Here is a 21,157-nt window from a genome sequence, read left to right on the forward strand (position 1 = left end):
GTGATAGGATGTCGCCATGAGCACCAAGGAGACTGTCAGCATCGACGGTGACTTGAAAAAGCGTCTCGCTGTCATCGCGGAACGCGAAGGTTCGACCGTGTCCGAACTGGCTGAAGACGTTTTGCGGCTTCATGCGGAGGATGTTGAACGCCAGGAGGCCGAGTTTGCCGAGGATGATCGCCGCTGGGCGAAATATCTGGAGACGGGCGAATCTATCGCGTTCGAAGATTTCATGTCGGAGCTTCAGTCTTTGGCTGACGAGGCAGGTCGCAAGGCGGCGGGCGCTGCGTGAAGATTGTTGTTCTGCCTGAAGCGAGGCAGGATCTTCTCCGCCTTCGCAACTTTCTCCTGGTGCGGAATCCGCTGGCGGCGCAAAAAGCTATATTGGCGATCAGAGGCGGCTTTTTTTCGTCTACAGGACAATCCGAAACTTGGTGCGGATGTGGAAGGACGGCCTGGAGACCGGCAGCTCTTCATCCCCTTCGGCAATAGCGCATATGTTCTGCGCTGCAGACTGGACGAGGCGCGGGATATTCTGATCGTGGTCCGGATCTGGCATGGGCGGGAAAGTAGAGACTAAGACGCGGAGTTCGCCTGCTTCTTCCATTCGTCGCCCACCTTTGTTCCTTTTGTTGACCGGTACGACAATGACCATTGAAGTCCGAAGAATGACTGCGGCGGATCTTGACGTTTGGTCCCGCATGCGTGCCTGCCTGTGGGGCAGCCTCGATCTCGACGGACATCGTGCGGAGATCGCCGCGATGGTCGGCAATGCCCGTCATCGTGCCTATCTTGCCGTTGGGCCGAATGGCGAAGCCTGCGGTTTTGCCGAGGTGTCGATCCGCGATTACGCGAATGGTTGCACACAAACGCCGGTGCTGTTTCTCGAGGGGATCTGGGTGGAGCCGAAGACGCGGCGATCTGGTGTGGGTGCGTCTCTTCTCTCCCGCATCACCTCCGATCTGAGGGGCGAAGGACATGTTGAACTGTGTTCGGATGCCGGGCTTGAGAACCTCACCTCCCACGAGGCGCATGCGGCCTGGGGTTTTGACGAGACCCAGCGGGTCGTCTATTTCCGCAAGCCGCTGTGATGGCAAGTGCCCGCGTTTGGTGGTAGATTTCGGTCCTGTCACGTCAGGGTGGAGCCATGGCTGAAGACATCAACAATCTTGTGCTTGAACACCTGCGCGCTGTCCGCGCGGACATCCGCGACATGCGGGATATCCTGCGTGAGCAGGGCAGCCGTCTGACCCGGATCGAATTGGGGCTCGCCGGTCTTCGCCGAGATCAGGGAACTGATGCAGAAGGCGTTGCAGAGATGGGGCTGCGGCTGGATCGTCTCACCGACAAGATCCACCGGATCGAGCGGCGGCTCGACCTCACGGATTGATGAACGAACGTGCTGCACCTGTGCCATGACCAAGGCGCATAACCGCTATGCATTGCTGTTAAAATCACCGTTCCATGCTGCACTGCACGCAAAGACCGGGTAAAATCTCTCCTGTGTTTTCGCCGACTGGCGTCCGTGAGGCGTCGGGGCGCCTATGTGTTTTTACAGGAGACGATCCATGTTGATTGGCCGCAAAGTGCCTGATGTGACCTTCCGCACGCGCGTTCGTGATGAATCGATCGGCGGCCCCAATCCCTTCCGCTGGCAGGATGTCACCTCGGCGGATTATTTTGGCGGCAAGCGCGTTGTGCTGTTTTCGCTGCCGGGCGCCTTCACGCCCACCTGCTCCACCTATCAGCTGCCGGATTTTGAAAAGCTCTATCCGGAATTCCAGGCGGAAGGCATTGACGAGATCTACTGCATCTCCGTCAACGATGCCTTTGTGATGAATGCCTGGGGCAAGTCGCAGGGTCTCGACAACGTCAAGCTCATTCCGGATGGTTCCGGCGAGTTCACCCGCAAGATGGGCATGCTGGTGCGCAAGGACAATCTCGGCTTCGGCCTGCGCTCCTGGCGGTATGCCGCCGTCATCAACAACGGCATCGTCGAACAGTGGTTCGAGGAAGAGGGCTTTTCCGACAACTGCGAAACCGACCCTTATGGGGTTTCCTCGCCGCAGAACATCCTGGAAACCCTGCGCCGCAAGGAAGCTGCCTGAGTTTTGGGAGGGGCGGGCTCTTTTCCTGCGCCGGCCCCTCATCTCGTGCATCGCAAAATCCTGCTTGTCATGCGGGACGGGCTTCGCAATGATGGCAGCGAAGTCACAGGAACAGAAATCCCATGCAGCATGTCCATTCCTACCGCCCGGCTGGCGAGATCAGCGATCCGCCCGTCGATACCGTCACGCTCCCGCATGACCTGCGCCATCTGCGCCGCAAGCTCCTGCATCTCTCCAATGGCGACATGGTGATGCTGGACCTGAAGGAGGCCGTGCTGTTCCATGACGGCGACCGGCTGGTGCTGGACAATGGCGATACGGTGGAAGTGAAGGCGGCGGCGGAAAAACTGTTCGAGGTGAAGGCGCGCAACACGCTGCATCTCATCGAACTCGCCTGGCATCTCGGCAACCGGCATCTCTCGGCACAGATCGAGGAAGGGCGTATCCTGATCCTGCGCGATCACGTGATCCGCTCGATGCTGGAAGGTCTGGGTGCCAGCGTTAGCGATGTGGAGGAGCCCTTCCAGCCCGCCCGCGGCGCCTATCACAGCCACGGTTCGCATGGTCATGCTCATGATCACGGGCACAAGCACGACCATGGCCACGATCATTCCCATGGACACGGGCACGATCATCATCACCACGATTGAGACCCGATGAGCGGTTCCTCTGAGATGCAGGCCCTGCTGCGGCTGATGGCTTGGCTGTCGCCGGCCTTTCCGGTCGGCGGTTTTGCCTATTCCGGCGGACTGGAGCGGGCGGTACATGATCGTCTGGTGACGGATGCCGTCGGGTTGGAGGCCTGGTTTTCGACGCTGCTGCGCCATGGCACGCTGTGGAACGATGCGGTTCTCCTCTCCGCCTCCGCGGCGGCAAAGGGGGAGAGCGAGGTGCTTGCGGAAGTCGCCGAACTGGGTCTGGCCCTGGCGGGTTCCGCCGAGCGGCATCTGGAAACGCTGTCCTTGGGCAAGGCCTTTCTTTCCGCCGCAACCGCCTGGCCGCATTCGGTGTTTGCGGCGCTGCCGAAGGATTGTCCCTATCCGGTCGCTGTCGGTGCGGTCGCCGCCGCGCATGGCATCGACGCGGTGCAGGCGCTCGCCGCCTTCCTGCATGCCGGCCTCTCGCAAGGTGTGTCTGCCGGCATCCGGCTGGGCGTCTGTGGCCAGCAGCAGGGGGTGGAGATCCTCGCCCGGCTGGAATCGCTGATGGCGGCGACCGCCGAACGGGCGGCACGCGCCAGCCTCGATGACCTTGGCACGGCGACTGTGCAGGCGGATATCGCCTCGCTCCGGCACGAGACGCAGGTTTCGCGCCTGTTCCGGTCCTGACGACCGTTCAACGTTTTGTCGCCTTGTGCGGCGCAGCGGCGGCGTTATGCTGCCGCCATGATTTTCTGGAAAGGCATGGACATGACATCGGCAAACGGACCCCTTCGCGTCGGCATCGGCGGCCCGGTCGGCTCCGGCAAAACGGCGCTGACGGAAAAGCTCTGCAAGGCGATGCGCGAGACCTATTCGGTCGCGGTCGTCACCAATGACATCTACACCAAGGAGGATGCCGAGGCGCTGGTGCGGATGCAGGCACTCTCCTCGGACCGGATCGTCGGTGTGGAAACCGGCGGCTGCCCGCACACCGCCATTCGCGAGGATGCGACGATCAATCTGCAGGCGATTGCGGGCCTCAACGATCGCTTTCCGGATCTCGACGTGGTCTTCATCGAATCCGGCGGCGACAATCTCGCCGCGACCTTTTCTCCGGACTTGGCCGACATCACCATCTACGTGATCTCCACCTGCCAGGGCGAGGAAATCCCGCGCAAGGGCGGGCCGGGCATCACCCGTTCGGACCTGCTCGTCATCAACAAGAAGGACCTCGCGCCTTATGTCGGGGCCGATCTCGACGTGATGGACCGGGATGCCAGCAAGCAGCGCGGCGGCATGCCCTTTGTTTTTACCGATCTGAAGCGCGGCGAGGGGGTCGATCATATCGTGCGTTTCCTCGAAACGCATGGCGGGCTGCAGCATGCCTGAGACGAAGCGTTTCGGTTCCTATGATGTGACGGTTCTGATCGACGGCGTCTACAAGGCGCCGATCGAGCACCTCGCGCACGCGAGCAGCGAAGGGGTCCGCGATGCGGCTGTCGCCGCCTGGGGGGCGCCGACGGTGGACATGGACGTCAACCTGTTCCTTCTCACGGGACCGGACGGCGTGACGCTGGTCGATGCCGGCACGGGACCGTTCTGGGGGCCGCAGCTCGGGCTTGGCCGGGCGGCACTCGCCGAAGCGGGCGTTCGGCCGGAGGATGTGGTGCGCGTGCTTGTCACCCATCTGCACGGCGATCATGCGCTTGGGCTGTTTGCCGATGACGGCGCCTATTTTCCGAAGGCGGAGATCTTCGCGCCGAAAGCCGACCTGGACTTCTTCGGCAATTCAGCCCTGAAGGAGACGGTGCCGACTTACCGGCGCGGTGGCTTTGATATTGCCGCACGGTTGCTGGCAACCTACGGCGAGCGGGTGAAACCGGTGGAGGAAGGTCCCGTCTTGCCGGAGATCGAGGCGATCGCCATGCCGGGCCACACACCCGGCCATTTCGGTTATCTGATCGGCGAGGGGACCGACCGGCTTGTTCTGTGGGGTGATCTGGTCCACGCGCCGGCACTTCAGCTCGATGATCCGGATTTCTGTTTTATCTATGATGCCGATGCCGCACAGGGAGCCGCCAGCCGCCGGTCGATCTTTGCACGGGCAAGCAAGGAGGGCTGGACGGCCTCCGGCGGCCACGTTTCCGGCTATGTGCGTGTCGAGCGTGCCGGTGAGGGCTGGCGTTTTACCCCGGCCTGACCGTCAACCGACAAGCCGGGTGAGTAAGGCGCCCGGCAGATGTCAGACGTCCTTCAGCGCTTCCACATTGCCGATCTGGATCACCCGGCCGCGTACGGTCACGCCGGTGCGGCGCAGCGACGAGAAGGCGCGCGATAGCGCTTCGGGCGCCAGGCCCAGCATGCCGGCGAGAAGACTTTTCTGGTAGGGCAGGCGGATCGAGGTCGGGCCGTTTTCCGTCGCGCAACGGGTCAGGAGATAATCGGCCACGCGCTGCGGGGCGGTGTGCAGCCGGTCGTTCACCACGCAGTCCATGGTTGACAGCAGGTGGTCGGAGAGCGTCGCCATGATCGCCTTCGCCACCGTCGGATCCTGTTCGGCGAGTTCGCGCACATCCTGCATGTCGAAGCGGGCGAGGGTCACGTTTTCCGCCGCCTGGGCATTAAAACGGTATTTGTCGCCGCCATAGATCAGGCATTCTGCAAACATGTCGCCCGGGCCGCAGATGCGGATATCCGCCTGCCGTCCGTCGCGGCTGACCCGGTAGAGACGAACATAACCGCTCAGCAGGCAATAGAAGGAGAGTGCCGCTTCGCCTTCGCGGAAGATCGAGGCGCGCGCCGGCATGGTCGCGATATGCGCGCCGTCCAGCATCTTTGATGACGCCATCGGGGACAGCGCTCGGATGAAGCTCGTCTTCGACAGAAGAGTCCGCTCGCGTTGATTTGCCCTGTGATTCCTGTCCAGCATCGCCTGTCGCTCCCCTTGCACGTCATTGTCCCTCGGACTGCGAACGGGAGTGAAGGTAACACCACGCGGAAAGGCCCAATTTGACGTCGATCAAACTGGGCCCCTCGAAAGATTAATTTTGTTTGTGCTTATTCAGCTGCAAGTGGTGGCAGTCGAAGCACATTGTTGCCCGCGGAATGCGAGGCGCGCGGGTGCTCCTCATGGGCCGATTTTGCGGTAAGGCTGTCCAGCCTCTCCTGAAGTGCCGCAATCTTGGCCTCGTTGTCGCGGGCAACGCGGCTCAGCTCCTCGTCGGAGAGGATTGGATCCTCCTCTTCCTTCTGGCCGACGAAGCGGCTGAAGATGCGGCCGAGCAGGCGTGACACGTCGTCCATGATCAGGAAGAAGGCTGGCACCACCACGAGGCTCAGCACCGTCGAAACGATGATGCCGCCGATTACGGCGATCGCCATCGGCGCGCGGAAGGAGCCGCCTTCACCAACGCCGAGCGCTGAGGGCAACATGCCGGCCGACATGGCGATCGAGGTCATGATGATCGGGCGGGCACGCTTGCGGCCGGCTTCGACCATGGCTGCGACACGTTCCATGCCATGACGGCGCATCTCGATGGCGAAATCGACCAGCAGGATGGCGTTCTTCGTCACGATGCCCATCAGCATGAGAATGCCGATCAACACCGGCATGGAGAGCGCATTGTTGGTGACGATGAGCCCCACCGCCACACCGCCGATGGCGAGCGGCAGCGAGAACAGGATGGTGAAGGGCTGGATCACGTCCTTGAACAGCAGGATCAGCACCACCAGCACCAGAAGCAGGCCGAGCAACATGGCATTGCCGAAGCCCTGCACCATTTCCGCCTGGATCTTGGCGTCACCGCTTTCGGCGAGCCGTACCGTCGGCGGCAGATCGGTTTCCTCGACGATGCGCTTGAATTCGGCGGTCGCCGTATCGAGCGCGGTGCCCTGCGGGATGTCGGAACCGATCGAGACGACGCGGCTGCGGTTGTTGCGTTTGATCGAGCTCGGACCTTCCGAATAATCGATATCGGCAACACTCGACAGCGGAACGGTGGAGCCGGTGGCCGTCTTGATCTTCAGGTTGCGGATCGCCTGCAGGTCACGGCGCACGTCGAGCGAGGCCTGCGAGCGGATCGGGATCAGGCGGTCGTCGAGTGAGATCTTCGGCAGGGCGGCGTCCACGTCGCCGATCGTGGCGACACGCACGGTTTCCGAGATCTGCTGCGGCGTGATGCCGAGGCGGGCCGCCTCGTCCTTGCGCGGACGGATCTGCAGCTCCGGACGCGGCAGCGCGCCTTCAGAGGAGACGTTGGCCAGGACCGGCGAGGCGCGCAGCCGGCTTTCGAGCTTGGCGACCGCATCATCCAGCTCTTCGCTGTTGCTGGCGAGGAAGTTGAACGTCAGTTCGCGTTCGCCGCGATCATTCAGCTTGGTGATGCGCACATCCGGCACGGCGCGGACTTTTGCGAAGATTTCCTCCTCGATCTCCCACTGCGGACGCGTGCGACCCTCCACCGTCATCTTCGGCACATACTGGCCGATGAGCGGCAGCGAGCCGAGGCCCTTGTTGACCAGCGTCTTCACAAGCGAATGTTCGATATTGCCGAGAATGACGTTGACGGTTGCGCGGCGCAGTTCGAGGTCACCCTTCGGCGAGGCGCCGCCGAGGATGAAGACGCTTTCCACGCCTTCCATCGGCTTGATGATGTCGTAGAGCGCATTCGTCGTGGTCGAGGTCTCGTCGAGCGTCGCATTCGGCGGCAGTTCCACCGAAAGCGTGATACGCGAGCGGTCTTCCGGCGGCAGGAAGCTGCCCGGCACCTGCATCAAAAGCATGATCGAGCCGATGAGGAAGGCGATGGCGCCGACCAGCGTGGCGTAGCGCATGTACCAGCGCTTCGTCGTGCCCGTCACGAGCCGCGTATAACCCTTCATGATCCAGCCGTCATTGTCGTGATGGTCGTCCATCGCGTCTTCGGCCCGCATCAGGTAGGCGGCCATCAGCGGTGTGATGAGGCGCGCCACAAGCAGCGAGAAGAAGACGGAGATCGCCACCGTCAGGCCGAACTGGATGAAGTACTGGCCCGGAATGCCCGGCATGAAGGAGACCGGCACGAAAACGGCGATGATGGTGAAGCTGGTGGCGATAACCGCCAGGCCGATTTCGTCGGCGGCTTCCAATGCGGCGCGGTACGGCGTCTTGCCCATCTTGATGTGGCGGGCGATGTTTTCCACCTCGACGATCGCGTCGTCAACGAGAATACCCGTCGCGAGCGTCAGGGCCAGGAAGCTGACGAGGTTCAGCGAGAAACCGAGCAGATCCATGACCCAGAAGGTGGGGATGGCCGACAGCGGCAGCGCAATCGCCGAAATGAGCGTGGCGCGCCAGTTGCGCAAGAAGAGCAGGACCACGATGACGGCGAGGATTGCGCCTTCGATCAGAGTGTGGATCGCCGCTTCGTAATTGCCATAGGTGAAGTAGACGGAGTCATCCACCATCTGGATGTTGACGTCCGGATGAGTTTGACGGATCTCGTCGAGCTCGGTGGCGACGGTTTCGGCCACCGAGACTTCGCTGGCGCCCTTGGCGCGGAAGACGGCGAAGGTGACGGTCGGCTCGCCATTGAAGCGCGAGAAGCTCTTCGGTTCCTCGTAGGTGTCCGTCACGGTACCGAGATCGGACAGTCTGACGAAACGACCGTTGGAGAGCGCAATCGTGGTGTCGGCAAGTTCGGCAACGCTGCGGGCGTCGCCCAACGTGCGGATGCTCTGTTCGTTGCCACCCACCTGACCGCGGCCGGAGCCGAGATCGACGTTGACGCTGCGCAGCTGCGCGTTCACCTCCGGCGCCGTGATGCCGTAGGAGTTCAGTTTGGCCGGGTCGAGCGCCACGCGCACTTCACGGTCCGCGCCGCCGTAACGGTCGATACGACCGATGCCGGGCTGTCCCTGCAGGGCGCGTTTGATGGTGTCGTCGACGAACCAGGAGAGTTCCTCGAGCGTCATGTTGGGTGAGGAGACGGCAAAGGTCTGGATCGCCTGGCCTTCGACATCCACCTTCGAGACGATCGGTTCGTCGACGGAGGCGGGAAGATCGCCGCGAATACGGTCGATGGCATCCTTGACGTCCTGCACGGCCTCTTCCGTCGGTTTTTCGATACGGAAGAGCACGGCCGTGTTGGACTGTCCGTCGGTCACGGTGGAGGTGATTTCGTCGACGCCGCTGATCGAGGCGACGGCGTCTTCAACCTCCTTCGTCACCTGCATTTCGAGTTCCGACGGCGATGCGCCGCTCTGGGTGACGGAGATGGAGACGACGGGAACGTCAATGTTCGGGAAACGGGTGATCGGCAGCGTGTTGAACGCGCCGATGCCGAGGAAGACCAAGAGCGCGAAGCCGAGCAACGGCGCGATCGGGTTGCGGATGGACCAGGCGGAAAAGTTCATGACGATCTCGTCTCCGTCAGTTCGATGCGGCGGCCGGTTCTTCCGGCTTTGGCGCGATGCGGTCGCCGTCGCGAACGAAGGCACCCGCCTTGGCAACGACGATGTCGCCCTCAGCAAGGCCGCTCAGGATCTGCACGTAACCGCTGTCCTGGATGCCGATCTCGACTTGAACCTGCTTCACGACATTGTCTTCGACCTTGCGGGCAATCGTGCCGGCCCGTTCTGTCGTCACCGCCGATTGCGGCAGCGAGGGTGCCGTTACCTCATTGATGATGATCCGGGCGCTGGCATACATGCCCGATTTCGCACCGGTGCTTTCGTCCACGACGATATGCACCGAACCCAGCCGCGTGGCGGCATCGACAACGGGCGAGACGAGGCGCACCTTGCCCGGCAGCTGATCGCTGCCGCCGGCGACCGTCACCTTGGCCGGCATGCCGGCCTTGATGCGGCGGATCGCGCTTTCCGGCACATCGGCAACCAGTTCGATGGCGCCGTCGCGGATCATGGTGAAAAGCGGCGTGCCGGAGCCGCTCGCAATCGCACCAACCTTGGCATCACGCGCCGAAATGACGCCATCAACGGGCGCCTTGACCTCGGTGCGTTCCAGCTTCAGATCGATGTCATCGATCTGCGCCTCGACAACCTTGATATCGGCTTCGCCGGCGCTGACGGCCTGTTTGGCGGCGTTCAGCCGGGCAAGCGCCGCATCGGCCGAGGCCGTCAATTGTTCGACCTGCGAGATCGACACGGTACCATTGCGGCTCAGTGTCACTGCACGGTCCCGCTGGCGCTCGGCGTCGTCGGCGTTGGCCTGTGCCTCGATCACCTGGGCCCGGTATTGTGCAAGGGCGGCTTCGGCCTTTGCCCTGTTCGCCTGCAACTGGCTTTTCTGCAGAAGCAGGCTGTCGCTGTTGAGTTCGGCCACCACATCGCCGGCCTTGACCCGGTCGCCGACATCCGCATGCAGCGTCTTGATCGACAGACCGTCCACCAGAGGCTGCACGAAGATCTCCTGGACCGGGCGGACGGTGCCGCTTGCCACGACGCTGTCGACCATCGGACGGGATGAGACTTGCGTCACCACGATGGCGGGAAGGCGGCTCGCCTCGGCCTGTGGCCGGGCGGGGGCTGCCTGCTCCTGTGCATTGACGGAAACGGAAAGCCCGGCGGAAAGGGCAATCGCAGCGATGACGGTGGCAAGCTGTGTGTGTCGGGTAATCATTCGTATTATCCGGCCTATCGTGGCAGTTCCAACTATGGGTACGGGTACTTGCTGGGGCAGTGGCGGTCTTTCGTTGCTGCACGCACCAGTCGGCAACGCAACGAAGAACGCTCCGGGCATAGTAAAAGGGCACTGGCCTCCCGTCCCTGTGCCCCGTTTCGCTTGCCCGATCGGTCTCAGCCATAGGTGGCTACGGTTCCTCCTGCCCGCAAGACCACGGCACAACAAATCGTGATCAGTCTAGTCGCACTGCACAACCGGATCAATGACCGGATGTTGCTGCCGCTCATCACTTCTTTTATTGCAAAACAGAAAAACGCGCAGCCTGAGACTGCGCGTTTCTGGAACGTTTCGGTACTGTTATTTTGTTATTTCAGAGCCGCAGCGGTGATGTCCAGCGTGTAGGCGCCCTTCGGCTCCTTGGTGATGACGGGATCGGAACCGCCACCGAGCAGCGTCTTGACCGTGCGGTCATAGTCCGCCTTGTCGAGCGCGCCGTTCGAGCCGGCGGTCAGCTTGGCGATTTCGCCCATCATACGCTTCTGGTGCTTTTCCGTCTGGGCGCCGGAGGCATCGTTGTCCAGCACGATGCCGGCTGCTTCATCGGGGTTCTTTTCGGCATATTTCCAGCCCTTCATCGAGGCGCGGACGAACTTGACCATCTTTTCCTTGAAGGCCGGGTCCTTCAGCTTGTCTTCCAGCACGTAGAGACCGTCTTCAAGCGTGGCCACGCCCTCGTCCTCGTACTTGAAGGTGACGAGCTGGTCCGGCTTGATGCCGGCATCGATCACCTGCCAATATTCGTTATAGGTCATGGTGGAAATGCAGGCGGCCTGCTTCTGCAGGAGCGGATCGACGTTGAAACCCTGCTTCAGTACCTTGACGCCATCAGCGGAGCCATCCGTCTTGATGCCAAGTGTCGCCATCCAGGACAGGAACGGATATTCGTTGCCGAAGAACCAGACGCCAAGCGTCTTGCCCTTGAAATCGGCGGGCTTGGTAATGCCGGTTTCCTTGAGGCAGGTCAGCATCATGCCCGACTTCTTGAACGGCTGGGCGATGTTAACGAGGGCTACACCCTTTTCGCGGGTGGCAAGTGCCGAGGGCATCCAGTCGACGATCACGTCGGCACCGCCGCCGGCGAGCACCTGCGGGGGCGCGATGTCCGGGCCGCCCGGCTTGATGTCGACGTCGAGGCCTTCCTCCTTGTAGAAACCCTTGTCCTTGGCGACGTAATAACCGGCGAACTGCGCCTGGGTGACCCATTTCAGCTGCAGCGTCACCTTGTCGGCGGCAGCGGCCGACATCGCCGTCAACGAGACGGCTGCGGCCAGCATCAGCGATGCGAGTTTCGTTTTCATGGTGTGAGTTCCCTCTTTTTTGGTTGTTACCTCCGCCCACCGCGGACGGAGGGATGCCAGAAGGTGACGGCCCGTTCACTGAGCGCCACCAGACCGTAGAAGACCGAGCCTGCCACCGCGGCGACCGCGATTTCGGCCCAGACCATGTCGATATTCGCGCGCCCCACTTCGGTGGAGATGCGAAAGCCCATGCCGACGATGGGCGTGCCGAAGAATTCCGCCACGATGACGCCAATCAGCGCGAGTGTCGAGTTGATCTTCAGTGCGTTGAAGATGAAGGGCCAGGCCGCCGGCAGGCGCAGCCTGACGAGCGTCTGCCACCAGGAGGCGGCATAGGTGCGCATCAGGTCGCGTTCCATGTGGCTGGCGGCTGAAAGCCCCTGCACCGTGTTCACCAGCATCGGGAAAAAGGTCATGATGACGACGACGGCCACCTTCGAGGGCCAGTCGAAACCGAACCACATGACCATGATCGGTGCGACGCCGACGACCGGCAGCGCCGAGACGAAGTTGCCGATCGGCAGCAGGCCCTTCTGCAGGAAGGGCGAACGGTCGATGAGGATTGCGACCAGAAAACCGAGCCCGCAGCCGGCGACATAACCGGTGATGACCGATTTCAGAAAGGTCTGCTGGAAATCCGCCCAGAGCACCGGCACCGAGCCGGTGAGTTTTGCCCAGATGGCGGAGGGGGCCGGCAGGAGGATCGGCGGGATCTCGAAACCGCGCACCAGGCATTCCCAGATGACGAGCAGGGTGACGCCGAAGATGAACGGCACGGCAAGGCCGATGGCACGCGAGACCGCTAGCGAGCGCGGCGTCTGCCGCACCAGCCATTCGTTGAGCGCCCAGGCGCAGAGCCAGACGGCAAGCGCGAGGAACATATAACCGTTCATGGTTTCACCCCCATGCGCTTCAGAACAAGGCCGTGCGCCGCGCCGACAATGGAGACGAGGACCGCGGCAAGGCCAGCGGCCATGAAGAGGGCCGCCCAGATCTGGATCGTCTGACCGTAATAGGAGCCCGAGAGCAGGCGGGCACCGAGCCCCGCCACAGCGCCCGTCGGCAATTCACCGACGATCGCCCCGACCAGCGAAATCGCGATCGCCACCTTCAGCGAGGTGAAGAGATAGGGCATGGCCGCCGGCCAGCGCAGTTTCCAGAAGGTCTGGCTGTTGCTGGCATTATAGGTGTGCATCAGGTCGATCAGCAGCGTATCGGGGCTGCGCAGGCCCTTCACCATGCCCACGACGACGGGAAAAAAGGAAAGATAGGTCGAAATCAGGGCTTTGGGTAAAAGACCTGAGATGCCGATCGAGTTCAGGACGACGATGATCATCGGCGCGACCGCAAGGATCGGGATCGTCTGACTGGCGATCACCCAGGGCATCAGCGACTTGTCCATCGCCCGGTTGTGCACGATGCCGACGGCGAGTGCGATGCCGAGCACGGTGCCCATGCCGAAGCCCATCAGCGTCGCCGAGAGCGTGATCCAGGCATGGTAGACGAGGCTGCGTTTGGAGGTGACGGGCTTGGCGACCGTCGTATCCCAGAGTTCGGCAATGATCTGATGCGGCGCCGGCAGGATCGGCCGTTCCTGGTTGAAGGTCTGCGGAATGATTTCGCTGAGGGTGACGGTGGTCCCCGCCCGTGCGGCCTGATCGCGCACAAAGGGGGCGTTCAGGTAGATGACGAAGACATGCCAGATGACGAGGATCGCCGCGATGACGGTGAGGACGGGGAGGATGCGGTCGCGGAGGAGGGAGGTCATGGGGTTTCTCCCACCAACGCGGTAATGCCCCTCATCCGCCTGCCGGCACCTTCTCCCCGTTCTGACGGGGAGAAGGGTGTATGCCGCGCCGCCTCGGCCGACTGGAAGGCTGACATGAGGCACGTCCCCTCTCCCCGTTTTGATGGGGAGAGGGTTAGGGTGAGGGGCCGCAAGACAAGCCCGGATAACGGCCCGCTCCTACTCCTCATAACTATGTCCCGCCTTCAGGCCCTCGCGGACGCGGTGGGCGATTTCCAGGAATTCCGGTGTGTCGCGGATCTCCAGCGGGCGATCGCGGGGAAGGGTGGATTCGATCACGTCGGTCACCCGGCCGGGGCGCGGGCTCATCACCACGATGCGGGTGGAGAGGTAGACCGCCTCGGGGATCGAATGGGTGACGAAGCAGATCGTCTTGTTGGTCTTGTCCCAGAGTTTCAGCAGTTGTTCGTTCAGATGGTCACGGACGATTTCGTCCAGCGCGCCGAAGGGTTCGTCCATCAAGAGCAGGTCGGCATCGAAGGCGAGCGCGCGGGCAATTGAGGCGCGCTGCTGCATGCCACCCGAGAGCTGCCACGGATATTTCTTGCCGAAGCCCGCAAGGTTGACGAGGTCGAGCATGGCGGCGATCCGCTTCTTCTGCTCGTCTGCGCTGTAGCCCATGATTTCGAGCGGCAGCGCGATGTTCTTTTCAATCGTGCGCCAGGGGTAAAGCGCTGCTGCCTGGAAGACATAACCATAGGCGCGCGCAAGGCGGGCATTTTCCGGAGTCATTCCATTGATTTCGATCGAACCGCTCGTGTGTTTCTCGAGGTCGGCGATCACCCGCAGGAAGGTGGTCTTGCCACAGCCGGACGGGCCGATGAAAGAGACGAAATCGCCCTTCTTGATATCGAGGTTGACGCCGGTCAGCGCATGCACGGGGCCGTCGCCGGTCTCGAAGGTGAGGCCGAGATCGCGGGCGGAAACGACGGAGGCGGGGCTGTTCATGCCAACGTCTCCCGTCGAGAATGCGATATGGAAAGGGGCATTTTATCTGGTATCTTCTGTGGCTGTTGCCGCACCGGCCGGCCTTCAGAGCCGCCGCCGGCAGGGCTGTTGGAGGAAATTTCACATGGACGCATCATCGAAGCCCACCTGCCGGCTGGTGAAGCCGGGCAATACCTATGACGGCAAACAGGGCCTCAGCTATTTCGAGGGAATCGCAGCGGAAACCGTAGGGTCGAAGGGCATCTGCATGCATATCCTGACGATGCCGCCGGGCGCACGCGCCAAGGCGCATCTGCACGAGAACCACGAGACGGCGATCTACATGCTCGCCGGCCGGGCCGACACCTGGTACGGCGACAATCTGGAACATCATGTGGTGGTGAGCGCCGGCGAACTCTTCTACATTCCGGCCGGCGTGCCGCACCTGCCGGCGAACACGTCCGACGAACCGGCGACCGCGATCATTGCCCGCACCGACCCCAACGAGCAGGAAAGCGTGGTGCTGCTGCCAGAGCTGGATGCTTTGGCGCGGTGAGTACATATGCGGCGGCAGGGGCGGCGTGCCGGAGGCACCCCCCTCTGGCCTGCCGGCCATCTCCCCCTCAAGGGGGGAGATCGGCAGAACGGCTTGTCGCTCATTCCCTCGTTCACGTCGGGCAGCAACCGCATGTCCACGAAAGGCCAATGGAGATCGAGACGGTGCAGCAGTCCGATCTCCCCCCTTGAGGGGGAGATGCCCGGCAGGGCAGAGGGGGGTATGCAACGCGCCCATGGCTGCCGTCATCGGACCGATCACACCCCGCTGGCCGGAATGCCGGTGCGTTCCACCTTCCGGGGCGCCGTCAACTCCTTCCAGGTCGAGAGTGCCCTGGACACCGCCGGGTAGGGTTCGCGGGCGACGAACTGGCCGTGGCCCTCGCGGGTCTTGATGGCGCCGTCCTCGATGGCAACCACGCCGCGGGTCAGCGTGTAGCGCGGCAGGCCCTTCACGGTCTTGCCTTCAAAGACGTTGTAATCGATCGCCGATTGCTGGCTCTTGGCGCTGATCGTCTTGGTCAGCGTCGGGTCCCACACCACAAGATCGGCATCCGCGCCGACCAGAATGGCGCCCTTCTTCGGATAGACGTTGAGGATCTTGGCGATATTGGTCGAGGTCACGGCCACGAACTCGTTCATGGTGATGCGTCCGGTCGCGACGCCATAGGTCCACAACATCGGCATGCGGTCTTCCAGGCCGCCGGTGCCGTTCGGGATCTTGCGGAAGTCGCCGACGCCGTAGCGTTTCTGGTCGGTGGTGAAGGCGCAATGGTCGGTCGCCACCACCTGCAGAGAGCCGGCGGCCAGGCCCGCCCAGAGGCTGTCCTGATGCTGCTTGTTACGGAAGGGCGGGGACATGACGCGCCTTGCGGCGTGATCCCAATCAGGGTTCGAATATTCGGTTTCGTCCAGCGTCAGGTGCTGGATCAGCGGTTCACCGTAGACGCGCATGCCGTTCTGGCGCGCGCGGCGGATGGCTTCATGTGCCTGTTCGCAGGAGGTGTGCACCACATAGAGCGGTGCGCCCGCCATGTCGGCGATGATGATGGCGCGGTTGGTGGCCTCGCCCTCCACCGTTGCAGGGCGGGAATAGGCATGCGCCTCCGGGCCGTTATTGCCTTCGTCCATCAGCTTCTGTTGCATGGCGGCGACCACATCGCCGTTTTCCGCATGCACCAGCGGCAGGGCGCCAAGCTCGGCGCAGCGGGAAAACGAGGCGAACATCTCGTCGTCGTTCACCATCAAGGCGCCCTTGTAGGCCATAAAGTGTTTGAAGGTGTTGATGCCCTTTTCCTCAACCACCGTCTTCATGTCGTTGAACACCTGTTCGCCCCACCAGGTGACGGACATGTGGAAGGAATAGTCGCAATTGGCACGCGTCGCCTTGTTGTCCCAGCGCTTCAGCGCATCGAGAAGCGACTGGCCGGGATCGGGCAGACAGAAATCAACGACCATGGTCGTGCCGCCGGCAAGGGCCGCCCGCGTGCCGCTTTCGAAGTCGTCGGCCGAATAGGTGCCCATGAACGGCATTTCGAGATGGACATGCGGATCGATGCCGCCCGGCATGACGTAACAGCCGGTCGCATCCAGCACCGTATCGCCCGTAAGATTGGGGCCGATCTCGACGATCTTGCCGCCCTCGACCTTCACATCGGCCTTATAGGTGAGATCGGCGGTGACGATGGTGCCGTTCTTGATGACTGTGGTCATGGGTTCGGTTCCCTCCGCTGGTTTTGGGAACCTCCGGCAGCATCGATGCCGGAGGCCCGATGCCTATTGTGGTATTGTTGGTGAGGTTGCGTGACGGTTGTCAAACCTCGACGAGATCGAGGCGCCGTTCAATCCGATCCAGCCGCTGATCGATCCGATCGACGCGGCGTGAGATGCTGGCATATTGCTGCTCGAGGAATCCGAGCCGCTCTTTCGCTTCAAGGTGAAACTGCGTGTGCAGGGCAAGTGTTTCCTGCATGCGCTTGAGCGTATCATAGATGAGTTCGTTCGTGACCGTGTCGGACATGACATCATCTCTCGATCCATCGAATATAGCGCCAACACGCTCACCCCACAATCTCCGCCGTTTCAATCACCGCGTGAAACAACACGTCGCAGCCGGCGGCCGCCCAGTCCTTGGAGATCTCTTCCGCTTCGTTGTGCGAAAGCCCGCCGACACAGGGGCACATGATCATGGTGGAGGGCGCCACCTTGGCGGCCCAGCAGGCATCGTGACCGGCGCCGGAAATGATGTTCATGTGGCTGTAACCCAGCTTTTCCGCCGCCGTGCGCACCCGCTCGACCAAGGTCGGATCAAAAGTCACCGGATCGAAATGGCCGACCGCTTCCACCGAACAGCCGACGCCGAGCGCCTCGCAGATTTTTGCCGCCTCCGCCTCGATTTTGGCGCGCATGCGGTCGAGTTTGTCCTGCGACGGCGTGCGGATATCGACGGTGAACACCACCTTGCCGGGCAGCACGTTGCGGGAATTGGGGGAAAAGAACACCTGGCCCACGCCGCCGACGGCGCCCGGCTGTTCGGACATGGCAACCGCCTGCACCATTTCCAGGATACGGCCGAAGGCGAGGCCGGCATTGACGCGCAGGTTCATCGGCGTGGAGCCGGTATGGGCTTCCTTGCCGGTCAGCGTGAATTCCAGCCACCAGAGGCCCTGACAGTGGGTGACAACGCCGATCTGCTTGTTCTCGGCTTCCAGGATCGGACCCTGTTCGATGTGATATTCGAAATAGGCGTGCATCTTGCGGGCGCCGACCTCTTCTTCGCCCTGCCAGCCGATGCGCTTTAATTCCTCGCCATAGGTCTTGCCGTCCGGATCCTTGCGCGAATAGGCGTAGTCCAGAGAATGCACGCCGGCAAACACGCCCGATGCCAGCATGGCGGGCGCAAAACGCGCGCCTTCTTCGTTCGCCCAGTTGGTGACGACGATCGGGTGTTTCGTCTGGATGCCGAGATCGTTCATCGTGCGGATGACTTCAAGCCCGGCCAGCACGCCCAAAACGCCGTCATATTTGCCGCCCGTCGGCTGCGTATCGAGGTGGCTTCCGACATAAACGGGCAGGGCCTCCGGATCGGTGCCGGGGCGGGTCGCGAACATCGTGCCCATCTGGTCGACGCCCATGCTGAGGCCTGCCGCCTCGCACCAGCGCTGGAAGAGGTGGCGGCCTTCGCCATCGGCATCCGTCAGCGTCTGGCGGTTGTTGCCGCCGGCAATGCCGGGGCCGATCTTTGCCATCTCCATCAGGCTGTCCCACAGCCGATCGCCGTTCACGCGCAGGTTTTCGCCTGGTGCTGCCACCATACGTTCATTCCTTCATCTGGTCAGCCGTTGGATCGAGTGATGCGGCTGCTGTTCCCGTGACGGTCCGCCCATCTTCTTGTGACCTCGGCTCGCGCGATGGCTTGCCTTTGTCGGATGGGTCATTGATAAATTGACCGATTGGTAAAAGCTTACAATGTCCGCGCCGGTACTCAAGCCGAAAAATGCCGGGACGATGAAAAAATGAACACAAATCCGGCAGTGGGTTTGCGGGGATAAATTTTGTGCATCTGCGTTTCGTGTTATGCGGATGCGAGAGGGAAGTCAGGACGCAATGATTCCAAGGGCGGCGAAAACACAGCGGCGCACCCGCATTCAGGAGGAAAAAGAGGAGAAGATCCTCGAGGCGGCACTCGACGTGTTTTCCGCCTATGGTTTCCGGGGCGCGACGATCGACCAGATCGCCGAGGCCGCCGGCATGTCGAAACCCAATCTTCTCTATTATTTCCGCACCAAGGAAGCGATCCACCGCACGCTGCTCGACCGGATGCTGTTTACCTGGCTGGAGCCGCTGCGCGCCTTTGATGCGGCAGGCAATCCGGAAAGCGAGATCCGCTCCTACATCCGCCGCAAGCTGGAAATGTCGCGGGATTTCCCGCGCGAAAGCCGGTTGTTTGCCAATGAGATCCTGCAGGGCGCGCCGCATATCGAGGACGAGTTGAAGGGCCCGCTGAAGGAACTGGTGGATGAAAAGGCGCAGGTGATCCGCGCCTGGATCAAGGCCGGCAAGATTGCCAAATGCGACCCCTATCACCTGATCTTTTCGATCTGGGCCACCACCCAGCATTACGCCGATTTCGACGTGCAGGTGCAGGCGGTGCTGGGCGACAAATCCGGCGAAGGGCGTTTCGAGGATGCGGCCCGTCATCTGGAAGAACTGTTCCTGCGCGGGCTGAAGGTGGAAAAACCGAGTCTCTGAGCAGGGTTAGGGCGTTGTGCAGAAGTGCCGTTCGAGCACCGCCATCAGTTCCGCCACCGCGGCGTGGTGAATGGAATAATAGAGCGTGCGGTGATCGCGGCGAAAAGCCACGATGCCCTCGTCCTTCAGCTTCGCGAGATGCTGCGACATGGAGGTCTGGGCAATGCCCGTCTCCTCGATCAGCTGCGTAACTGAGCGTTCCCCCCTGATCAGCGCGCAGAGGATCAGCAGACGGTGCGGGTTGGCGAGCCCTTTCAGGAAACCTGCGACATCTTGCGCCATGCTCGGCAAATCATCGGCCATCGCCATTCCACTTTCTTCTCGCTACAGGTTTTTCTGATATCATGGAAACATGAATTGAAAAATCGCAAAAAGTCGAAAAGGAGCGGGCATGTCAAAGGATTTCAAGCAGATCACCAGGGATATCAGCGCCTATACGGCGGAGATGCGCAAGCTGACGCCGGATGCGGTGAACGGCTTCTACGCGCTCGCCAAGGGGGCCACTGCCGATGGCGCGCTGTCGAAGAAGACGAAGGAGCTGATTGCGCTGGGGATCGGCATTACCCAGCGCTGTGATGGCTGCATCGGTTTTCACGTCAAGGCGCTGAAGGATCTCGGTGCGACGCGCGAAGAGATTGCCGAGGTGGCGGCCATGGCGACCTATATGGGCGGCGGGCCAGCCATGATGTATGCGGCGGATGCGCTGCGGGCCTGGGACCAGTTCAACGAGGCCTGAGCGTTCCCACGGCTCCGGCGGAGGGCTCAAAAACCCGCCAGCCGCACCATCAGATAACCGAAGCCGGAGATGAACAGCCAGCCGAAGGCGCCGAGTGCCAGCGGGCGAAAGCCTTCGGCGGCCAGTTGCTTCATGTGGGTTTGCAGGCCCATGGCGGCGAGACCGCAGGAGAGCAGGAAGGTGCCGAGCAGGCCGGCATCCTGCGAGAGGGCCGGCGGAAGCGTGACGCTGCTGTTCAGTCCGACCATGGCCAGAAAACCGATGACGAACCACGGGAAGGGCGCGGCCCCGGCCTTCACCGTGCCTGTGCCACCTGAGCGAAACAGCGTCAGCGCGAGTGTCAGCACCAGCGGCGCCAGGAGCACGACGCGGGCGAGCTTGGCGATGGTGCCATATTGGCCTGCCACGTCGCCGGCCTGGAAGGTGGCGGCCACCACCTGCGCCACTTCGTGGATGGTGGCGCCCGACCAAAGGCCGTAGGCGACGGCGTCCAGATGCAAGGGCAGCATCAGGAGCGGAAAGAGCAGCATGGAAAACGAGCCGAAGATTGTGACGCAAGCGACCGCATAGGTCACGTCCTCATCACGCCCGCGCACCACGGCATTGGCGGCAATCACGGCAGAGGCGCCGCAGACGGAGGTTCCGGCCGCAATCAGCCCCGTCAGGCGGCGATCGACGCCAAGCAGGCGCCCGACGAGCGTCACCGCGGTGAAGGTGGCGGCAAGCGTCACGATGACGACGGCAAGGCCCGAGAGGCCAAGCGAGAGGAGCTGTGAAAGCGTGATCTGCAGCCCGAGCAGGATGATGCCGAGCCGCAGGAGACGTTTCATCGAAAAACCGATGCCGGGTCGGCAGGCAACGGGCGGTCGGCGCAGATTGCCGATCAGCATGCCGATGACGATGGAGAGAATGAGCGGTGACAGTGCCTGGATGCCGGTCAGCGCGCGAAAACCCATGGCGGCAGCCGCGATGCCTCCGGCAAGCGCAAGGCCGGGGATCAGCGACAGAAGGGGCGACAGCGCCAGACGGGACAGGCCGGCTGCTGGCAGGGTCTCCACGGGTTTCGTCTGGTGCAGCATGGCATGCCTTCATTGATGTCTGCGGATCATGGCAGACACTTTGCACGCCTTCTTTTCATCGATCCAACAAATCG

General features: G+C 62.2%; 24 protein-coding genes. 12 read left to right on the top strand and 12 right to left on the bottom strand.

The window, feature by feature from the left end:
- Positions 1–16: 16 nt before the first annotated feature.
- From OU993_RS21520 to aidB, 9 genes are all read left to right on the top strand, one after another.
- On the top strand, positions 17–292 hold the full coding sequence (locus OU993_RS21520; RefSeq protein ID WP_268160911.1) for a ribbon-helix-helix protein, CopG family: 276 nt from the start codon (positions 17–19) through the stop codon (positions 290–292).
- Positions 293–298: 6 nt separating this feature from the next.
- Complete coding sequence (locus OU993_RS28960; RefSeq protein WP_442793023.1) at positions 299–580, top strand: type II toxin-antitoxin system RelE/ParE family toxin; 282 nt, start codon at positions 299–301, stop codon at positions 578–580.
- An 88-nt stretch (positions 581–668) separates the two neighbouring features.
- On the top strand, positions 669–1,091 hold the full coding sequence (locus tag OU993_RS21525; protein WP_268160913.1) for a GNAT family N-acetyltransferase: 423 nt from the start codon (positions 669–671) through the stop codon (positions 1,089–1,091).
- A gap of 56 nt (positions 1,092–1,147) precedes the next feature.
- Positions 1,148–1,390, top strand: a complete 243-nt coding sequence (locus OU993_RS21530; protein ID WP_268160915.1) for a hypothetical protein — start codon at positions 1,148–1,150, stop codon at positions 1,388–1,390.
- A gap of 181 nt (positions 1,391–1,571) precedes the next feature.
- Positions 1,572–2,108, top strand: a complete 537-nt coding sequence (locus OU993_RS21535) for a peroxiredoxin (protein WP_268161270.1) — start codon at positions 1,572–1,574, stop codon at positions 2,106–2,108.
- A gap of 122 nt (positions 2,109–2,230) precedes the next feature.
- Positions 2,231–2,758, top strand: coding sequence for an urease accessory protein UreE (gene ureE, locus OU993_RS21540; RefSeq protein WP_268160917.1), 528 nt, complete (start codon positions 2,231–2,233; stop codon positions 2,756–2,758).
- Positions 2,759–2,764: 6 nt separating this feature from the next.
- On the top strand, positions 2,765–3,436 hold the full coding sequence (locus OU993_RS21545; RefSeq protein WP_268160919.1) for an urease accessory protein UreF: 672 nt from the start codon (positions 2,765–2,767) through the stop codon (positions 3,434–3,436).
- 81 nt (positions 3,437–3,517) lie between these two features.
- Positions 3,518–4,138 (top strand): urease accessory protein UreG, encoded by a 621-nt coding sequence (ureG, locus tag OU993_RS21550; protein WP_268160921.1) that lies wholly within the window; start codon positions 3,518–3,520, stop codon positions 4,136–4,138.
- A complete protein-coding gene (aidB, locus tag OU993_RS21555) occupies positions 4,131–4,949 on the top strand; it encodes an AidB family quorum-quenching N-acyl homoserine lactonase (RefSeq protein ID WP_268160923.1) in 819 nt (272 codons plus the stop codon). Before ureG ends, aidB begins: the two co-directional genes overlap by 8 nt.
- A gap of 42 nt (positions 4,950–4,991) precedes the next feature.
- Here aidB and OU993_RS21560 read toward each other — a convergent pair whose 3' ends face one another.
- From OU993_RS21560 to OU993_RS21590, 7 genes are all read right to left on the bottom strand, one after another.
- Positions 4,992–5,678, bottom strand: a complete 687-nt coding sequence (locus tag OU993_RS21560) for a Crp/Fnr family transcriptional regulator (protein WP_268160925.1) — start codon at positions 5,676–5,678, stop codon at positions 4,992–4,994.
- Between the two features lie 128 nt (positions 5,679–5,806).
- On the bottom strand, positions 5,807–9,142 hold the full coding sequence (locus OU993_RS21565) for an efflux RND transporter permease subunit (RefSeq protein WP_268160927.1): 3,336 nt from the start codon (positions 9,140–9,142) through the stop codon (positions 5,807–5,809).
- A gap of 16 nt (positions 9,143–9,158) precedes the next feature.
- Entirely contained in the window at positions 9,159–10,367 is a 1,209-nt protein-coding gene (locus OU993_RS21570; RefSeq protein WP_268160929.1) for an efflux RND transporter periplasmic adaptor subunit, read from the bottom strand.
- A gap of 368 nt (positions 10,368–10,735) precedes the next feature.
- A complete protein-coding gene (locus OU993_RS21575; RefSeq protein ID WP_268160931.1) occupies positions 10,736–11,728 on the bottom strand; it encodes an ABC transporter substrate-binding protein in 993 nt (330 codons plus the stop codon).
- Between the two features lie 26 nt (positions 11,729–11,754).
- Positions 11,755–12,621 (bottom strand): ABC transporter permease, encoded by an 867-nt coding sequence (locus tag OU993_RS21580; protein WP_268160933.1) that lies wholly within the window; start codon positions 12,619–12,621, stop codon positions 11,755–11,757.
- On the bottom strand, positions 12,618–13,496 hold the full coding sequence (locus tag OU993_RS21585; RefSeq protein ID WP_268160935.1) for an ABC transporter permease: 879 nt from the start codon (positions 13,494–13,496) through the stop codon (positions 12,618–12,620). The genes OU993_RS21580 and OU993_RS21585 overlap by 4 nt, the downstream gene beginning before the upstream one ends.
- A gap of 198 nt (positions 13,497–13,694) precedes the next feature.
- Entirely contained in the window at positions 13,695–14,483 is a 789-nt protein-coding gene (locus tag OU993_RS21590) for an ABC transporter ATP-binding protein (RefSeq protein WP_268160937.1), read from the bottom strand.
- A 124-nt stretch (positions 14,484–14,607) separates the two neighbouring features.
- Between OU993_RS21590 and OU993_RS21595 the strand changes: the two genes are divergently transcribed.
- The gene (locus OU993_RS21595; RefSeq protein ID WP_268160939.1) at positions 14,608–15,018 is read left to right on the top strand and encodes a cupin domain-containing protein; all 411 of its coding nucleotides are present in this window, start codon (positions 14,608–14,610) and stop codon (positions 15,016–15,018) included.
- Positions 15,019–15,275: 257 nt separating this feature from the next.
- Here the strand turns inward: OU993_RS21595 and hydA are convergent, their stop codons facing one another.
- From hydA to OU993_RS21610, 3 genes are all read right to left on the bottom strand, one after another.
- Positions 15,276–16,730, bottom strand: a complete 1,455-nt coding sequence (gene hydA, locus OU993_RS21600) for a dihydropyrimidinase (protein WP_268160941.1) — start codon at positions 16,728–16,730, stop codon at positions 15,276–15,278.
- Between the two features lie 100 nt (positions 16,731–16,830).
- The gene (locus OU993_RS21605; RefSeq protein WP_268160943.1) at positions 16,831–17,037 is read right to left on the bottom strand and encodes a hypothetical protein; all 207 of its coding nucleotides are present in this window, start codon (positions 17,035–17,037) and stop codon (positions 16,831–16,833) included.
- A 40-nt stretch (positions 17,038–17,077) separates the two neighbouring features.
- On the bottom strand, positions 17,078–18,331 hold the full coding sequence (locus tag OU993_RS21610) for a Zn-dependent hydrolase (RefSeq protein ID WP_268160946.1): 1,254 nt from the start codon (positions 18,329–18,331) through the stop codon (positions 17,078–17,080).
- Positions 18,332–18,623: 292 nt separating this feature from the next.
- On the opposite strand from OU993_RS21610, the gene OU993_RS21615 reads away from it, so the two are divergent.
- Positions 18,624–19,268: a TetR family transcriptional regulator C-terminal domain-containing protein gene (locus OU993_RS21615; protein WP_268160948.1), complete on the top strand. Its 645-nt coding sequence runs from the start codon at positions 18,624–18,626 to the stop codon at positions 19,266–19,268.
- A gap of 6 nt (positions 19,269–19,274) precedes the next feature.
- Here OU993_RS21615 and OU993_RS21620 read toward each other — a convergent pair whose 3' ends face one another.
- Positions 19,275–19,577, bottom strand: a complete 303-nt coding sequence (locus OU993_RS21620; RefSeq protein ID WP_268160950.1) for an ArsR/SmtB family transcription factor — start codon at positions 19,575–19,577, stop codon at positions 19,275–19,277.
- Positions 19,578–19,659: 82 nt separating this feature from the next.
- Here OU993_RS21620 and OU993_RS21625 point away from each other — a divergent pair, with 82 nt between their 5' ends.
- Positions 19,660–20,004: a carboxymuconolactone decarboxylase family protein gene (locus tag OU993_RS21625; protein ID WP_268160952.1), complete on the top strand. Its 345-nt coding sequence runs from the start codon at positions 19,660–19,662 to the stop codon at positions 20,002–20,004.
- A gap of 26 nt (positions 20,005–20,030) precedes the next feature.
- On the opposite strand, the gene OU993_RS21630 is transcribed toward OU993_RS21625, so the two are convergent.
- On the bottom strand, positions 20,031–21,083 hold the full coding sequence (locus OU993_RS21630) for a YeiH family protein (RefSeq protein WP_268160954.1): 1,053 nt from the start codon (positions 21,081–21,083) through the stop codon (positions 20,031–20,033).
- Positions 21,084–21,157: the final 74 nt, after the last annotated feature.

The organism is Rhizobium sp. SL86 (assembly GCF_026672545.1).
Classification (GTDB): domain Bacteria; phylum Pseudomonadota; class Alphaproteobacteria; order Rhizobiales; family Rhizobiaceae; genus Neorhizobium.

Bases quoted from the DNA above. Each gene is read 5' to 3' on its own strand.
- OU993_RS21575 (WP_268160931.1), bottom strand. From the start codon at position 11,728: ATGAAAACGAAACTCGCATCGCTGATGCTGGCCGCAGCCGTCTCGTTG.
- OU993_RS21610 (WP_268160946.1), bottom strand. From the start codon at position 18,331: ATGGTGGCAGCACCAGGCGAAAACCTGCGCGTGAACGGCGATCGGCTG.
- ureG (WP_268160921.1), top strand. From the start codon at position 3,518: ATGACATCGGCAAACGGACCCCTTCGCGTCGGCATCGGCGGCCCGGTC.
- OU993_RS21580 (WP_268160933.1), bottom strand. From the start codon at position 12,621: ATGAACGGTTATATGTTCCTCGCGCTTGCCGTCTGGCTCTGCGCCTGG.
- OU993_RS21630 (WP_268160954.1), bottom strand. From the start codon at position 21,083: ATGCTGCACCAGACGAAACCCGTGGAGACCCTGCCAGCAGCCGGCCTG.
- OU993_RS21530 (WP_268160915.1), top strand. From the start codon at position 1,148: ATGGCTGAAGACATCAACAATCTTGTGCTTGAACACCTGCGCGCTGTC.
- OU993_RS21605 (WP_268160943.1), bottom strand. From the start codon at position 17,037: ATGTCCGACACGGTCACGAACGAACTCATCTATGATACGCTCAAGCGC.
- aidB (WP_268160923.1), top strand. From the start codon at position 4,131: ATGCCTGAGACGAAGCGTTTCGGTTCCTATGATGTGACGGTTCTGATC.
- OU993_RS21620 (WP_268160950.1), bottom strand. From the start codon at position 19,577: ATGGCGATGGCCGATGATTTGCCGAGCATGGCGCAAGATGTCGCAGGT.
- ureE (WP_268160917.1), top strand. From the start codon at position 2,231: ATGCAGCATGTCCATTCCTACCGCCCGGCTGGCGAGATCAGCGATCCG.
- OU993_RS21595 (WP_268160939.1), top strand. From the start codon at position 14,608: ATGGACGCATCATCGAAGCCCACCTGCCGGCTGGTGAAGCCGGGCAAT.
- OU993_RS21520 (WP_268160911.1), top strand. From the start codon at position 17: ATGAGCACCAAGGAGACTGTCAGCATCGACGGTGACTTGAAAAAGCGT.
- OU993_RS21625 (WP_268160952.1), top strand. From the start codon at position 19,660: ATGTCAAAGGATTTCAAGCAGATCACCAGGGATATCAGCGCCTATACG.
- OU993_RS21525 (WP_268160913.1), top strand. From the start codon at position 669: ATGACTGCGGCGGATCTTGACGTTTGGTCCCGCATGCGTGCCTGCCTG.
- OU993_RS21545 (WP_268160919.1), top strand. From the start codon at position 2,765: ATGAGCGGTTCCTCTGAGATGCAGGCCCTGCTGCGGCTGATGGCTTGG.
- OU993_RS21570 (WP_268160929.1), bottom strand. From the start codon at position 10,367: ATGATTACCCGACACACACAGCTTGCCACCGTCATCGCTGCGATTGCC.
- OU993_RS21585 (WP_268160935.1), bottom strand. From the start codon at position 13,496: ATGACCTCCCTCCTCCGCGACCGCATCCTCCCCGTCCTCACCGTCATC.
- OU993_RS21615 (WP_268160948.1), top strand. From the start codon at position 18,624: ATGATTCCAAGGGCGGCGAAAACACAGCGGCGCACCCGCATTCAGGAG.
- hydA (WP_268160941.1), bottom strand. From the start codon at position 16,730: ATGACCACAGTCATCAAGAACGGCACCATCGTCACCGCCGATCTCACC.
- OU993_RS21560 (WP_268160925.1), bottom strand. From the start codon at position 5,678: ATGCTGGACAGGAATCACAGGGCAAATCAACGCGAGCGGACTCTTCTG.
- OU993_RS21590 (WP_268160937.1), bottom strand. From the start codon at position 14,483: ATGAACAGCCCCGCCTCCGTCGTTTCCGCCCGCGATCTCGGCCTCACC.
- OU993_RS21565 (WP_268160927.1), bottom strand. From the start codon at position 9,142: ATGAACTTTTCCGCCTGGTCCATCCGCAACCCGATCGCGCCGTTGCTC.